The following is a 14,048-nucleotide window of genomic DNA, read 5'->3' as shown; positions in this document are numbered from 1 at the left end:
CAGGCTTTTTCTTTTACTATTATTAGCCAAAGAGGGCTTGGGCGGTGCGATACCGGCCGGCTGGAACAGCTTTCAAACTGCCAACTGCTTCTTGCAAATCGATGAGCTCGATATGTTCTCCATGCAGAGCCACACACTTACCAAAGTTTCCGTTGTGGCAAGCACGAGCTGCATGAACGCCATAGCGAGTGGCAAGAACTCGGTCAAAGGCGGTGGGAGTACCGCCGCGTTGAATATGTCCCAACACCGAGGTGCGAACATCGTGTCCCAGACGTTTTTTGATTTCCTCACCGATCACATGACCGATGCCATTAAAGGTCTTGTGACCAAATTGATCCTCTTCACCCTCATCAAAATTCAGGGTGCCTTCCTTGGGCAGTGCACCTTCAGCAACCACAATAATGCCGTACTTTTCGCCCATTTGGAAGCGACGTTCCATTGCCTTGCAGATTTCCGCAATATCAAAAGGAACCTCAGGTATCACAATATAGTGAGCGCCACCAGCCATACCTGCGTGCAAGGCAATCCAACCGACATGCCGACCCATAACCTCCACGATCATCACGCGGTTGTGCGATTCTGCGGTAGTGTGCAAACGGTCAATCGAGTCTGTTGCTACTGATACTGCCGTATCAAAACCAAAGGTGAAATCGGTTCCGTTGACGTCGTTGTCGATTGTTTTAGGGACACCTACAACAGGGATCCCGTTATCTGCGAGCCACTGAGCGCCCTTCAAGGTTCCCTCGCCACCGATGGGTACGAGAGCATCGATCCCTGCGTCAGCGAGATTTGCCTTGATCTGGTCAACCCCACTCTTGAAACGGTCAGGGTGCAGTCGGCCGGTACCAAGTATGGTACCGCCACGTAAGAGAATACGATCGATACTTTCATCGTCGTAAAGCTGCACACGGCGATCTTCCATGAGGCCTACCCAACCATCTTGATAGCCCACTACTGTGGAGCCGTACTCGGTGGCGGTACGAACGATTCCTCGAATAACAGCATTCAGGCCGGGGCAGTCGCCGCCGGAGGTTAAAGTGGCAATACGCATGATTGTTATCCTAGCTTATACTTGAAAAAATGTCCGATCGGTAAAAATGGGCATTGTGGTGTTGAGCTGGTCTTTCCTAGAGTTGTGAGTTTTCTCGCACACGAGCATTCTTTTTCGCTGACGGGTCGTTGAATTGGATTACGGCTAGCAGGCCAAAAGCCAGCGCGATGACGGCTGCAATCATGGAAAAACCCATAGCGTCTTTGACCGAAGCAGAATGCGCCATACCGTGCTGCATTAAGGCGCCGATCATGGCGGTCCCAACCACTGAACCCACCTGACGGGTCGTATTATATACCCCTGAAGCTGCTCCTAGCTGCGAAACAGGAAGGTCTCGCAGGGCGGTGGCGGAATTAGGCGACCACACGAAACCATTTCCAAAACCAAGCAAAACCACAGGAAGCAACAACCACCAGTAGCTCCATCCTTCGCGCATAACGACAAACAGCGCACAGGCAGCACAGAGCATACAGCTAAACCCAATAGTAGAGAGGATTCGTGGATGAAGCCGATCCGATAACCTGCCGACAAAAGGAGCCAAAACGCCCGCTAGAACGGACATGGGAATGAGCATAAAACCCGCATCTTGCGCGCTTAATTGGTGCCCGTCTTGGAGGTAAATCATCATAGGGAGCATCACACCCCCAACCGCAAAAGCCATGGTCGATATGGAGAAAGCGGCAAGGGAAAAATTCTTGTCCTTGAAAATTTCCAAAGGAACGAGAGCATCCTCGGCGCGAGCAGCCACATCAGCCTGACGTCGAATAAAATACCCGATACCTAGCAGTCCGATGGCGAGAAGGATCCACAACCACCAGGGCCACCCGAGCTCGGGACCCTGCTGAACCGCAAAAATGAAACAGGACATAGCGACTATTGCCACAACAACACTTACGGTGTCTATTGCCTTAGCGGTTCGCGGGAGCTTTGGAACCCAGTAATAAACCGCAATAATCGAAGGAATTCCGAGAGGGATATTCGCCAGAAAAATCCACTGCCATCCCACACTGCTGACTAAGACTCCGCCGAGAATTGGGCCAAGCAAAGTGGCAAGTCCCGCAACCGCACCCCAAACCCCGAGGGCCGCACCACGTCGATCGCGCGGAAAAATCCGGTTAACCACACTCATTGTTTGGGGTGTCATAATAGCCGCCCCGATCCCTTGGAAAGCGCGCGCTACAATGAGAATGTCAATCGAGGGAGCCAGTCCACAAGCCAGCGAGCTTGCCGTGAAGATAGACATACCCGTGATATACATCCGACGCTGTCCATATCGGTCACCTAAGCGTCCGGTAACAAGGATAGGGACCGCGAAGAAGAGTAAATAAATACTCGATACCCACACCACTTGATTGAGCGTGGCACCCAGTTCGGCTTGGATTTCAGGGGTGGCAACGGCAACGATTGTTTGGTCAAGTAAAATCATAAAGAAGCCAATACACAAGGCTGCCAGCGCCCGCCATGCCTGCTTCTCACTTATATCAGTCACCGGTACGATCCTACTACGCTATTTTGCTCGGGTGCAGCACTCGCGCTCCATAAACGGCAGCCCATAAAGCAACAATGAGCCAAATTCCCGCAACCGCTGTGGCAAGAACATAGATGGTCGTGAATTCCAGGAAAAATGCTGCGGCTGATAATCCCATGGGTTGAGTTAATAAGGCAATGGCACCGAGGAGCGAAAACGCTCGCCCTCGCACGTGCTCGGCGGCATTCTCGGTGATGATGACCGCTTGCAGAGGATTAATTAATCCGCCGCCAATTCCGGCAATAGCAGTCCCCGCGATCACGACCCATTCCCACTGTAGGACTGACATCATAGAAAACCCAATGCTGTAACTGAGAAGAGCAATACTCCACGGGCAGAACTTATTTTTGGAAGAGATTGTAGTACTTAGAACACCGCCGGCCATCATCCCAATAGCGAAACTCGAAAGCACCATGCCCATACCGAGAGGATTCTCGGTGGCCTGAAAGTGGGCTGGAACCACAATAATGATATAAGGCATGACTAAGATTTGAGAGATACCACTGGTGATAGCAAGCAATCGTATAGGCCCGCTTTTTAACAGGTTGGTCCATGCTCGCCAGCCCTGCAGAGGATTGTCTGAGGTTTCTGCTGCCTCTTGACTGGGTTTCAAACGCAGCGACCACGTCACCAGCGCGGCTAAGAAAGAACATAACGCGGTAATCCACAGAACTTGAGTGATAGGGAACGCTGCAATAAGTACACCGGCAAGTGCTGGACCAACAAGAAAGGTCATCGCGCCCACCGTCTGACTAGCACCCGCTAACCACTTCAAGGTGCGTTGAGAGGTTTGAGCGACATCTCCCAGGAGGGCACTACGCGCGGCGTAACCTGGGACGTCGCCGATTGCCCCAAAGATCCCTATAATCACGAACCACCATATATTAAGCCCCAAAAGTTGATCAACGATGATTACGCTCACGATGCTTAAAGCAGAAATGGTGTCGGAGATTACGCTCATACGTTTCCGGCCAAAGGTATCGATGAGTTGGCCGCCGACAACGGAAAACACCACCGAGGGAATAGCAATGAGAGCGGCCACCAGTGCAGCGGAAGCCGGATCTCCCGTGCGTACGAGGACTAGCCATGGCCACACAGTCCCAGCAATGGAGTTGCCAAAATTGGATAAGGCGGCTGATAGGAGGTAAACCCATACGGTATTTTTTGGAGAGCGCGTCAACTGAGGCAACTGTATACCCTTTCCCCGGTACTAGCTTTGCAGCACAGCTTAGCCGAATCTGAGGTATAGCAAAGTAGGGGGTGAAAAACCGCCTCGTCACAGACAGAGGCGGTTAACTGTAGAGCAAAATCAGCGGCTACTAGCCGACGAAGAACTCCTTACCAGGAACAGAATCTGGCAAATCAAGCTTGGGAGTCAGGTTCGAGGCAGGAACGAGGTCAAATTTTTCCAAGCCCTTCCGTACGTGCTCAGCAGCATCGATATTGAGCGGGCCGGAGGTCCACATCGCATACGGCAGGTTGATAAAGCGGTTTTCCTTGACAGCTGGGAGATCCTTGGTCACTGGGTGCTCCTTGAGGATCTTCACCTTCTCATCGAATTCTTGTCCTGGATATTCCACGAAAACGAAGAAATCTGGGGATTTCGCGGACATTTGCTCCCAGCTCACAGTGGTCCATGTGTTGTCAATATCAGCGGCTGCATTTTCGGAGCCAGCAGCCTCTAGGATGGCTTGCGGAGCACCGAACCGGCCAGAGGTAAAGATGGTGTCACTGCCAGAATCGAAAAGGAAGCCTACAGGGGTCTTCTCAGCCTTCGCGGCGTTTTCCAATTTATTCAGGCGGGAGTTGATATCGGCAACGACCTTATCGGCGTTCTCCTTGTGTCCAGTGATGGCGGCGATATTCTTGATATCGGTGGTCACAGCGGTCCAGGGGTCAACGATACCGCGGTCGCCATCCTCTTGGCGGCATGATTCCGTGAGGAAATACGAGTCGATGCCTTGCTCTTTGAGTGCCTCTGGAGTGATATTTTTACCCTCACTGAAGCCGTAGCCCCACCCAGCTACATAAATATCAGGTTGCTTGGATACGATCTCTTCGAGAGACGGGTACTGCTCAGCCACATCAACTAAGCCATCGACCTCCTCACCGTATTTGGCCCTGAGGATATCCATATCGCGCTGGACAGACGAGACATATTTGATATTCTCGCGAGCACCAGCCGACATGACGATGGAGATGATATTGCCGTCGTTGACGAATAGATTGTCGGCCTTCGAGAAGGTCACCTCTTCGCCGCAGTTAGTAACAGTGACTCCTTCGCCTTCAGCTGCCTTAGTCATTTGGCTGTCGGCAGCGCCCGAGGTGGCAGGGTTAACGGCCTGCTCATTATTTGCGCAGCCAGTTAAAACGAAGGCGCTAATCACTAGGGCGCCGATGCTCTTGTTATTCCAGATATTTTTCATTAGGTTTTCTTTCTCCAGCCCTTCTGAGCTGGGTCGTACTGGTGCAGAATCTATCAGAGAGAATCCACAACTAGATGGGGGTGTTCTGTTGTCTCAAAATCGAATACAAAAGCTGAGACATCAAAGACCTGTCTTAAGGTTTGCGAATTTAGTACCTCGACAGGAGTCCCTGCAACCAAGATCCCGCCCTCATGGAGCACCACAACTTGATCGCAGTATGCAACCGCAAGATCGAGATCGTGAATAGTAGCAAGAATGGTTAATCCCGAGTTCTTCAATAACTGCAGGAGATGGTGCTGGTGGTGAACATCAAGGTGATTGGTCGGCTCATCCAGGATCATCATGGGTGCCTGCTGAGCTAGCCCTCTTGCGATCAGAGCTAATCGACGCTGACCGCCAGATAGCTGCTCACAGCGGCGCTCCGCAAGGCCGACCATATCCACCATGTCTAAACATGATTCAATAATCGTCTGCTCTTTTCTGCCGCCAATTTGCCAGCTCTTTAGATGCGGCATACGCCCCATAGCTACCATCTCATGAACGGTGAGATCACCCAACGGAACCTCATCCTGCCCGATGAAACTGAGAGCTTGGGCTCGCTTTTTTGACGGCATACGGTGGATATCGTGTCCGTCGAGGTGCACATGGCCAGATAGAACCGGAGTGATGCCCGCAATAGCGCGAAGCAGTGTCGATTTACCTGCACCGTTGACTCCTACGAGTGCTGTGAAGGATCCATTCGCCACCCTAAAGGAAGCATCGTGAACAACCGACCTTTGATTAAATCCCGCAGCAACGTTTTTAACTTCAAGTAAGGTCATGATGCACTCCCAAAGGTATAGCGACCGCGACTCATGAGAATCAGGAATATTGGTGCGCCAATCACACCGGTCACCACACCGAGCGGAATTTCTTGTGGAGCGGCGGCGATACGCGCTAACACATCAACCCAAAGGAGAAACAGCCCACCCATCGCCATCGCAATGGGTAGCAATCGACGGTGCAGAGAGCCCACCACCATTCGGGCAAGGTGTGGAATAACCAAGCCAACGAATCCGATGCCGCCAGCAACAGCGACCATCGATCCCACCAACAGGGCTTGGAGGAAAAAGAGTAAACGCCTAAGCTGTGGCACCTTTACCCCCAAAGCACTAGCGGTGTCAGGGCCTGAAGCTAAAGCATCGAGATCATTAGCGCATAAGCTGAGGATGAGGTAGCTGATAACAACGACTACGACCGGAATCAGCAGCTTATCCCACTGTCCGCCTGAGACTGAGCCTAGCATCCAGAACATTACTCCTTGAGCGGCACGGGGATCTGGTCCCCAAAAAACGAGGAAGCTTGCCAGGGCAGAAAAAGCCGACGAAAGTACAACACCAGTAAGTATCAGGCGCAAAGGGGTCAGACCTCCTTGGGCTAGAGTGATGGTGTATACGCTGACGGTAGCAACGAGGGCGCCAATCAGAGCACCCACCGAGAGCGAGTAGAGACCGAAGGAAGAGAATATTCCCCATGTGATAACCGCAGTTGCTCCCACTGAAGCGCCAGAGGAAACGCCAAGAAGATAGGGATCTGCGAGAGGATTGCGCACCAGAGTCTGCATGGCCACACCTGCTAGCGCCAAACCGGCGCCCACGATGATAGCTAGCAGGCCTCGAGGGGCGCGAAGCTCCCACACAACCGCATCAAGTGCTGGGTCATCTCCTATTCCACCTGCGAGGTGGGCCATCACTACGTTTCGAACATCTGCTGCGGGATATTCAACCGCACCAAAGGTTAAGGAAAGCACAAAACTCACCGCTGTAAAACCCAGCAAGGTGAGAAAGAGAACGGGTGTGAGCCACCGAAACTTTAGCACTAACGAACCTCTATTATTCCAAAAAAAAGCGGTAGCAAAGCAGCTTGTCTAGATACTTGTTACTAACGCTAGCTTTCTAATGAAAGCTCAGCGGTAATGGTAGCTCATATACCTGACGTAACGTAACTGAAAGGTGAAAATGTTATCTAAACAATAAAAAAGACTAATCTCTTTACCCCCGTTTTTCCCGGTATCCACTACCACCATTGATTGTGATAAATCGCCTAAGCAAGCTCTCCCCTAATACGCTTCTTAACTGTACGAGCAGCAGTTATTACGATTGCCGACACATCTGGCTTATTCCCCGGGTTTCACACGCCGACTGACTCATTCCCCGTCTCCTACAGAACCCCCGATACCCTCTGGTTTGTGGACTGCGCAGCGAAAGCTCTGACAGCCAACCGTTTCATTGGCGATGCCATTTTATCCGCTAAATGCATATCAAATAACAAACTAAAATCACTAAATTAAGGCATGGGTGAAACAGGAAATAGGTTGGACCTTTTTTAAGCTCAGCCCCCAAGATGAATCTTGAGACTATTTGAGTCCATGTTCGGCACCGAAATAAAATTACTCGAAGCTAAAAGGGGTGGGAAAAACTTCGAGATCATATTCCCTCAGCGTCGAGGCTTTCCTCAAAAAAGGTGCGACGACGATAACCTATTTCCTGTTTCATCAAAAGGTGCGTCAGCAGGGAGGAGGCAGCATTTTCCGCGCATCACAAGCGCCTGTCGATCGTTTGGTCCCGGAGGAAGCCTGACAAAACTTTTCCGGCTGACAGTGACCTCAATACGATCGACTGACTCACTTTTCTGCTACTGCCCCACGGTTCTGCGTGGCGCGTGCACTTAGGAGCATTATGGCGATAGGTGTACCGGCCCTTTTGACGGAGGGCTGATCGAACCTAAGGCACTATAACGGACCTGCTATGCCGGAAAGATCCTCGTAGTATCAGCATCTACCTAGAACGCGAGGCGATTACTAACGGTCACGAGCTGATCGGTCTTCGGACTTCGCGGATCAACCCTCATTACCCTCTCACCTTCCCAGCCATGGAATTGGCCAGTGGTTGCTATAAATAACTCGAGAGTAGGAAGTCCCCGCTCACCGCTGCGCGTCAGTCCCCAGAATCTCACTGGGTGTTCCCATGGGAAAATTCCCATCAGCTCACTTCGAAGTGCTAGTAATTAGTTTAGCAGTGTGTTTTGGCAATTAAAAGCCCGCCGGTAAAATCCGGCGGGCTTTTAATTGCCAGTCCCCCTATCAGGAACGACCTTGTTCGAATGCCGCTCCGACATGGTAAAGACGGTCATCAGCAAAAGCGGGGGCCATCAACTGCAAGCCCACCGGCAGCTGGGTATCGGTGGCCAATCCTGCTGGGACCGACATGCCACACAAACCAGCAAGATTTAGAGGCAGGGTGCACAAATCAAAGTTGTACATTGCCATTGGATCGGAGACCTTCTCCCCCAGTTTGAAGGCGGTGGTAGGCGTGGTGGGGGAAATCAGCACGTCGCACTGCTCAAAAGCGCGCGCGAAATCTTGGGCGATGAGCGTTCGCACACGCTGCGCCTGCAGGTAATAGGCATCGTAATAACCTACTGAGAGTGCATAAGTTCCAAGAATGATGCGCCTCTTGACTTCGGGCCCGAAGCCTTCGGCACGCGTTAGAGACATCACCTCTTCCGCGGAGCGTTGCCCGTCATCACCGGCTCTCAAGCCATAGCGCATGCCATCAAAGCGGGCAAGGTTCGAGGACACTTCACACGGCAGAATGAGGTAGTAGGCTGCGAGTGCATCATCGAAATGGGGGCAATCGACCTCCACGATATCAGCACCTTGGGATTGTAGCTGCTCCACAGACCGGTGGAATTGCTGCAATACACCATCTTGGTAGCCTTCCCGGTCGAATTGCTTGACCACACCAAGCCGCACGCCGGTTAAGTCGCCACTCTGACCCCGTCGTGCAGCCTCAACAACAGGCGCAACAGAGCGGTTCACGCTTGTCGCATCAAATCGGTCATAAACTGCAATAATCTCATGGAGAAGAGCTGTGTCCAGTACCGTGCGCGCGGTCGGGCCGCCCTGATCCAGAGACGATGCGCATGCCACTAGACCATAACGCGAGACCGTACCATAGGTTGGTTTCACGCCTACTGTGCTGGTCAAAGCTGCGGGCTGCCTAATTGATCCACCTGTATCAGTTCCAATAGCCAAAGGAGCCTCACCAGACGCTAAGGCAGCAGCTGAGCCACCTCCGGAGCCACCGGCAGTGCGCTCCAAATCCCACGGATTATGGGTAGGACCGTAGGCGGAATTTTCCGTGGACGAGCCCATGGCAAATTCGTCCATATTTGTTTTACCTAAAATTGGGATTCCAGCTGCTCGAATCTTAGACGTTACCGTGGCATCGTACGGCGATATATACCCTTCAAGTATCTTTGAAGCGCAGGTCGTAGGAGCGTCAGTGGTGGTAAATACATCCTTAAGTGCCAATGGCACACCTGCTAGTGCAGAGGCGGGTTGCTCCCCGCGGTCGAGAGCTTCATCAACTTTTTCCGCCGCCTCAAGAGCTTGCTGAGCTCCAATATGAAGGAAAGCGTGGATGTCGTCATCAATGTCAGCAATACGATCAAGATGAGCTTGGGTCACCTCTACCGAGGAGACTTCGCGGGAGTGAATTTTCTCTGCTAGCTCTGCCGCCGAGAGCTTAACGAGCTCTGGGGCAGATTCAGAATTCCATATATATTTACTGGTCATGCTAGTTTACTCTCCCAAAATCTGAGGTACGACGAAACGCTGCTCGGCAACCTTGGGCGCCTGGTCCAGAGCTTGCTCCGCGGTTAATGTGGGCTCTACTCTGTCCTCCCGCATCCGCGTTGGAATTGAGTGCGGATGACTCATCGGCTCAACTCCCTCAACCGAGACCTTTTGAACCGCGGAAACATTAGCCACGATACTGTCGATCTGCTCTGCAAACCGATCCAATTCTTCATCTGTTAGAGCCAAGCGGGCGAGCTTAGCCAGGTGAGCAACTTCATTGCGCGAAATATCAGGCACTGTTAGTCGTATCCTTACTGCAGTCAATTCGATGTTCACTACCTCGATTTGGATGGTGAACATATAGGTGTAACCACCATCTTAGGGCACCTATCGAACGTGGAGCTATTCCATGCCAAATCTTCGCTCCTCACTCGCGCGGTAACGCGGATGCCCAGCGATCGTCACACCTAAGCGTCATGAGCCGCCATGGAGACACAATGAGCACCGCGCTATCAGGTGGGTGCATCATAGTTTTGCAACTAGGCGCGTTTCTGAGATCTAGAGGGTCTAGAGGGTCCAGAGGAGTTCAAGGGGTTGCCCCAATCGTGGTGGCTGGTAATTGCCGAAACGCGCTGGAGCGCTACGGAGCATAGGAGCCCCGAGAGTCTAAGATAGGAAGTCTGGCCTTTCGTTAGCCCTCAGTCATGGATCCTTCATGAGAAGTAAAGGTCAGTACTCTAAGAAAGGCTGTGATACTCGGTGAAGTACTTAATCCGCGTCTTGCTTCCCGATACTCCCGGTAGCCTGGGACTACTCGCAGAGGCTATTGGATTAATCGATGGCAATATCAAATCGGTCGATGTCATAGAAACACTCCCCGATGGTACCGCCATGGATGATATGGTAGTCCATCTGCCTGGTCATGCCATGGCCGATACCCTCATTTCGGCTGCCACCTCGGTCCCAGGCGTCGAAGTAGACTCCATTCGGCCTTTTTCCGGAACTGTCGATCGACGCGGTCAAATTGCCATGCTCGCAGCCGTGGCAGGTGCGTCCTCTCACTCTGACACTATTGCCGCCCTCGTGGATCGGATCCCCCAGGCCATCACCTCGAGTTGGGCCATCCTCCTCCAAGATGGCAGTCCTGTGAGCCGAGTGACCGCATCCGATGCCGCACCCGGCGACGATGGCTCCGCACCTTCGCAGCTTAATATTCCCAAGGCGCGCATTCTCAACCCTGAAGAAGAAGCCTGGATTCCGGAGTCGTGGTCCTTGCTCGACTCTTCTCTCGCAGCGGCACCCCTAGGCCACTCTGGACTCGTCCTTATCATCGGCAGAGTAGGCGGACCCGATTATTTACCGGGAGAGGTAGAACATATGGGTAATTTTGGCACGATCCTATCCAGGATGCTTCAAGACTAGAAGAACCACGAAGCATGCCCGCGGCCCGAGCTGACCACGGGCATACTTTAGCTTCGATGCCTAGTCAGCAGTGCCCGCAGCATTTCCGATGTTCCCAGTTTCAATGAGCTCACGGAACTCCTCTTCGTTGAGAATCCGTAAACCTAAGTCGCGAGCCTTCGTTTCCTTAGACCCTGCGTTGGCCCCCACGACAACGTAATCAGTCTTTCTAGATACAGAGCCACTGGCTTTGCCACCACGAGCAATAATCGCCTCCTTCACGGAATCACGGGTATACCCCTCCAAGGTGCCCGTTACCACGACGGTTAAACCAGCTAGCGTTTGTGGCAGCTCCTCGCGAGCATTCTCTTCCATGGTAACCCCGCTAGCGGCCCATCTGTCGACGATATCCTGGTGCCAATCAACCTCGAACCATTCCTTAAAGCTCTGCGCAATAATGGTTCCTACGCCTGGGGTTTCGGCAAGGTCCTCGATATCCGCGGCACGGGCGGCAGCCATGCTGCGATACCTATTCGCTATCGCGCGCGCCGCGATCGGTCCCACGTGACGAATTGACAGGGCCACGATGACCCTCCACAATTCGGTATGCTTGGCGCTCTCAAGATTCTTGAGCAGTTTCCGGGCACTAGCGTTGATAGTTCCCTTCTTGGTGGTATAGACGCCCGTTCGTTCGAGATCCTCAGCAGTTAAATCGAAAAGCCCGGCCTCATCGTTGAGAACTTTGGAGGCTATGAGATCCTGGGCACCCTTTTCACCTAGCGCTTCGATATCAAAGGCTCCGCGTCCACCTATATAACTCAGGCGGGCTGACAGCTGTGCAGGGCATGAACGAGTATTGGGGCAGCGCCAATCGGCGTCGTCTTCTTTTTGCGGCGCGAGGACTGTACCGCAACTCGGACAATACGTGGGAAAAACGAAGTCGTATTCACTTCCGTCACGGTCCTCCACCACTGGGCCTAAGACTTCTGGAATGATCTCTCCTGCTTTACGCACGACTACGGTATCACCGATCAGAACGCCTTTGCGCTTAACCTCCGTCTGGTTGTGCAATGTGGCCATAGAAACCGTCGATCCGGCCACGAAAACTGGTTCCATAATGGCAAAAGGTGTAACTCGGCCGGTACGTCCCACTGAGGCCCTTATGTCAAGGAGCTTAGTTGTAACTTCTTCTGGAGGGTATTTGTAGGCGATGGCCCAGCGTGGCGCTCTAGAGGTTGCTCCCAGTTGGGCCTGTTGAGCGCGTGAATTCACCTTGATGACAAGGCCATCCATCTCATGAAGTGCATCACCTCGGTGTTTTTCCCAGTAGCTCACCCGTTGGTGCACTTCCGCCGAACTGGTAACCACTTGTGAGTATTTGGACACTGGTAATCCCCAAGCATCGAGGGCTTCGTAGGCTGCTGACTGTGTAACAGGCTCAAAACCCTCGCTGTAGCCAATGCCGTGGCAAAGGAGCCTCAGTCTGCGGCGCTTCACGGCCTCAACGTCCTTCTGACGCAGCGATCCAGCGGCCGCATTACGAGGATTGGCGAATGGCTTACCACCATCCTTTTGCCGTTGTTCGTTAACGAGCCCGAAATCCTCAACAGCGATAAAGACTTCGCCGCGCACTTCCACAACGTCTGGAATGGGGAACTCGGGGTGCTCGTGGAGTCGGTGCGGGATATCTTCGATGACCTTGGCGTTCTCTGTCACGTCTTCTCCCACGCGCCCGTCCCCTCTCGTAGCTGCGCGTTCTAGAACACCACGGCGGTAGACGAGCGCAAGCGATAGCCCATCGATTTTCAGTTCGGTAATATAGTCATCAGCTGGGGTTTTCTTAAGCCACTCGTCGAGTTCCTCAGCGTTGAAGACATTGTCCAAGCTAGTCATCTTCTCCAGATGCTCAACGTTTTCAAAGCTAGATTCTTTTACTGGTGAACCAACTTGAGCACTAGGGCTATCCGGCGTTTTTAACTGCGGATGCGCTTCTTCCAGGGCGAGTAATTCTTGAAAAAGTCGGTCGAATTCTTGATCACTTATCTTCGGAGAGCCTTGATAGTAGAGATCCCGGTGATCGGTGATCGTGGCCGCCAATTTTTGCCACTGCTGATAGATATCGCTGTAGTCCGACTCTTTACTCGTCTCACTTGTCATAGCCTTAGAGTGTAGTAATAATTCCGTACTTTCGTCATCCACCTCACAGCTTTGGTGTCGCGACTGTGATCTACACTGATAGGGACAAAACCTGGGTGGCTCATCGACTTTGATGAAGGTCTCCCCCTCATCCTCCCCTGGAAGGTATCTTTATGGACGCGCTTCTTCACCCCTTCGACCCGCAAAAAGTCATCAGCTTTGATCTCGAGACCACGTCTGCGCAGCCCTTCGAGGCGCGAATAGTAACGTCTGCGCTCATCACCATCGATACCGATGGCGCCCACCCGTATGAGATGTTGGCGGACCCAGGAGTGGACATACCGGAGGAAGCAACCAACGTGCACGGAATCTCTACCGACTATGCGCGTACCCACGGCCGCCCCCACAATGACGTACTCAATGAGACTATTGCCACGATCACTAAGGGCTGGGAGCAGGGATATACACTTATTGTTTTTAATGCCGCCTATGATCTCTCCGTCTTGCACCACCTCGACCCGAGTTTTCTCATCAATGGTCCCGTTTTTGATCCCTATGTGATCGACAAAACCTTAGATCGCTACCGTAAGGGCCGCCGGACTTTGACAGATCTTTGTGAATTTTATGGGGTCAAAATTGATAATGCTCACGAAGCCACCGCAGACGCTCTAGCGGCTGCTCGTATTGCGTGGAAACAAGCAAAGCACACGTTCAAGACCGATATCTCCGATCGATCCATGGAAGAATTGATGGAGTTCCAAGCTGTGGGATATCACGAGATTCAAAGTTCTCTCGCGCGCTATCTCCAAGGTGAGGGCAAGGATGCAGACGAAGTCAATACCTCGTGGCCCGTGCAGGTGCGCAGAGCACACACATAAGGAAGCT

The 14,048-nt window shown here is 52.5% G+C and carries 11 protein-coding genes and 1 riboswitch; of the genes, 2 read left to right on the top strand and 9 right to left on the bottom strand.

Going from position 1 to position 14,048, the window contains the following annotated elements:
• Window positions 1–22 precede the first annotated feature (22 nt).
• From N7326_RS05610 to gatC, 8 genes are all read right to left on the bottom strand, one after another.
• A complete protein-coding gene (locus N7326_RS05610; protein WP_259077915.1) occupies window positions 23–1,051 on the bottom strand; it encodes an ATP-dependent 6-phosphofructokinase in 1,029 nt (342 codons plus the stop codon).
• A 76-nt stretch (window positions 1,052–1,127) separates the two neighbouring features.
• Complete coding sequence (locus N7326_RS05605; RefSeq protein ID WP_259077921.1) at window positions 1,128–2,540, bottom strand: DHA2 family efflux MFS transporter permease subunit; 1,413 nt, start codon at window positions 2,538–2,540, stop codon at window positions 1,128–1,130.
• A gap of 13 nt (window positions 2,541–2,553) precedes the next feature.
• Window positions 2,554–3,759: an MFS transporter gene (locus N7326_RS05600; RefSeq protein WP_259077922.1), complete on the bottom strand. Its 1,206-nt coding sequence runs from the start codon at window positions 3,757–3,759 to the stop codon at window positions 2,554–2,556.
• Between the two features lie 139 nt (window positions 3,760–3,898).
• The gene (locus tag N7326_RS05595) at window positions 3,899–5,005 is read right to left on the bottom strand and encodes an ABC transporter substrate-binding protein (RefSeq protein ID WP_259077924.1); all 1,107 of its coding nucleotides are present in this window, start codon (window positions 5,003–5,005) and stop codon (window positions 3,899–3,901) included.
• Window positions 5,006–5,058: 53 nt separating this feature from the next.
• Entirely contained in the window at window positions 5,059–5,826 is a 768-nt protein-coding gene (locus tag N7326_RS05590; RefSeq protein WP_259077926.1) for an ABC transporter ATP-binding protein, read from the bottom strand.
• Window positions 5,823–6,863 carry a FecCD family ABC transporter permease gene (locus N7326_RS05585; RefSeq protein ID WP_263088289.1) on the bottom strand — a complete coding sequence of 347 codons (1,041 nt, stop codon included), beginning with the start codon at window positions 6,861–6,863 and terminating at the stop codon, window positions 5,823–5,825. Before N7326_RS05585 ends, N7326_RS05590 begins: the two co-directional genes overlap by 4 nt.
• Before the next feature lie 980 nt (window positions 6,864–7,843).
• Window positions 7,844–8,045: riboswitch (cobalamin riboswitch) on the bottom strand.
• A gap of 81 nt (window positions 8,046–8,126) precedes the next feature.
• On the bottom strand, window positions 8,127–9,623 hold the full coding sequence (gene gatA, locus N7326_RS05580; protein ID WP_263088288.1) for an Asp-tRNA(Asn)/Glu-tRNA(Gln) amidotransferase subunit GatA: 1,497 nt from the start codon (window positions 9,621–9,623) through the stop codon (window positions 8,127–8,129).
• Window positions 9,624–9,629: 6 nt separating this feature from the next.
• Window positions 9,630–9,923: an Asp-tRNA(Asn)/Glu-tRNA(Gln) amidotransferase subunit GatC gene (gene gatC, locus N7326_RS05575; protein ID WP_259077932.1), complete on the bottom strand. Its 294-nt coding sequence runs from the start codon at window positions 9,921–9,923 to the stop codon at window positions 9,630–9,632.
• Between the two features lie 462 nt (window positions 9,924–10,385).
• On the opposite strand from gatC, the gene N7326_RS05570 reads away from it, so the two are divergent.
• Complete coding sequence (locus N7326_RS05570) at window positions 10,386–11,048, top strand: amino acid-binding ACT domain protein (protein WP_259077934.1); 663 nt, start codon at window positions 10,386–10,388, stop codon at window positions 11,046–11,048.
• A gap of 60 nt (window positions 11,049–11,108) precedes the next feature.
• Here N7326_RS05570 and ligA read toward each other — a convergent pair whose 3' ends face one another.
• On the bottom strand, window positions 11,109–13,184 hold the full coding sequence (gene ligA, locus N7326_RS05565; RefSeq protein WP_259077936.1) for an NAD-dependent DNA ligase LigA: 2,076 nt from the start codon (window positions 13,182–13,184) through the stop codon (window positions 11,109–11,111).
• A gap of 152 nt (window positions 13,185–13,336) precedes the next feature.
• On the opposite strand from ligA, the gene N7326_RS05560 reads away from it, so the two are divergent.
• Window positions 13,337–14,041 carry an exonuclease domain-containing protein gene (locus tag N7326_RS05560; RefSeq protein ID WP_259077939.1) on the top strand — a complete coding sequence of 235 codons (705 nt, stop codon included), beginning with the start codon at window positions 13,337–13,339 and terminating at the stop codon, window positions 14,039–14,041.
• Window positions 14,042–14,048: the final 7 nt, after the last annotated feature.

Origin of the sequence: Corynebacterium sp. ES2794-CONJ1 (assembly GCF_025660615.1) — a bacterium.
Classification (GTDB): Bacteria; Actinomycetota; Actinomycetes; order Mycobacteriales; family Mycobacteriaceae; genus Corynebacterium.
The sequence above is the reverse complement of the archived record's forward strand: the minus strand, read 5'-3'. Positions and strand labels throughout refer to the sequence as shown.

Bases quoted from the DNA above. Each gene is read 5' to 3' on its own strand.
- N7326_RS05595 (WP_259077924.1), bottom strand. From the start codon at position 5,005: ATGAAAAATATCTGGAATAACAAGAGCATCGGCGCCCTAGTGATTAGC.
- N7326_RS05560 (WP_259077939.1), top strand. From the start codon at position 13,337: ATGGACGCGCTTCTTCACCCCTTCGACCCGCAAAAAGTCATCAGCTTT.
- gatA (WP_263088288.1), bottom strand. From the start codon at position 9,623: ATGACCAGTAAATATATATGGAATTCTGAATCTGCCCCAGAGCTCGTT.
- N7326_RS05610 (WP_259077915.1), bottom strand. From the start codon at position 1,051: ATGCGTATTGCCACTTTAACCTCCGGCGGCGACTGCCCCGGCCTGAAT.
- ligA (WP_259077936.1), bottom strand. From the start codon at position 13,184: ATGACAAGTGAGACGAGTAAAGAGTCGGACTACAGCGATATCTATCAG.
- N7326_RS05590 (WP_259077926.1), bottom strand. From the start codon at position 5,826: ATGACCTTACTTGAAGTTAAAAACGTTGCTGCGGGATTTAATCAAAGG.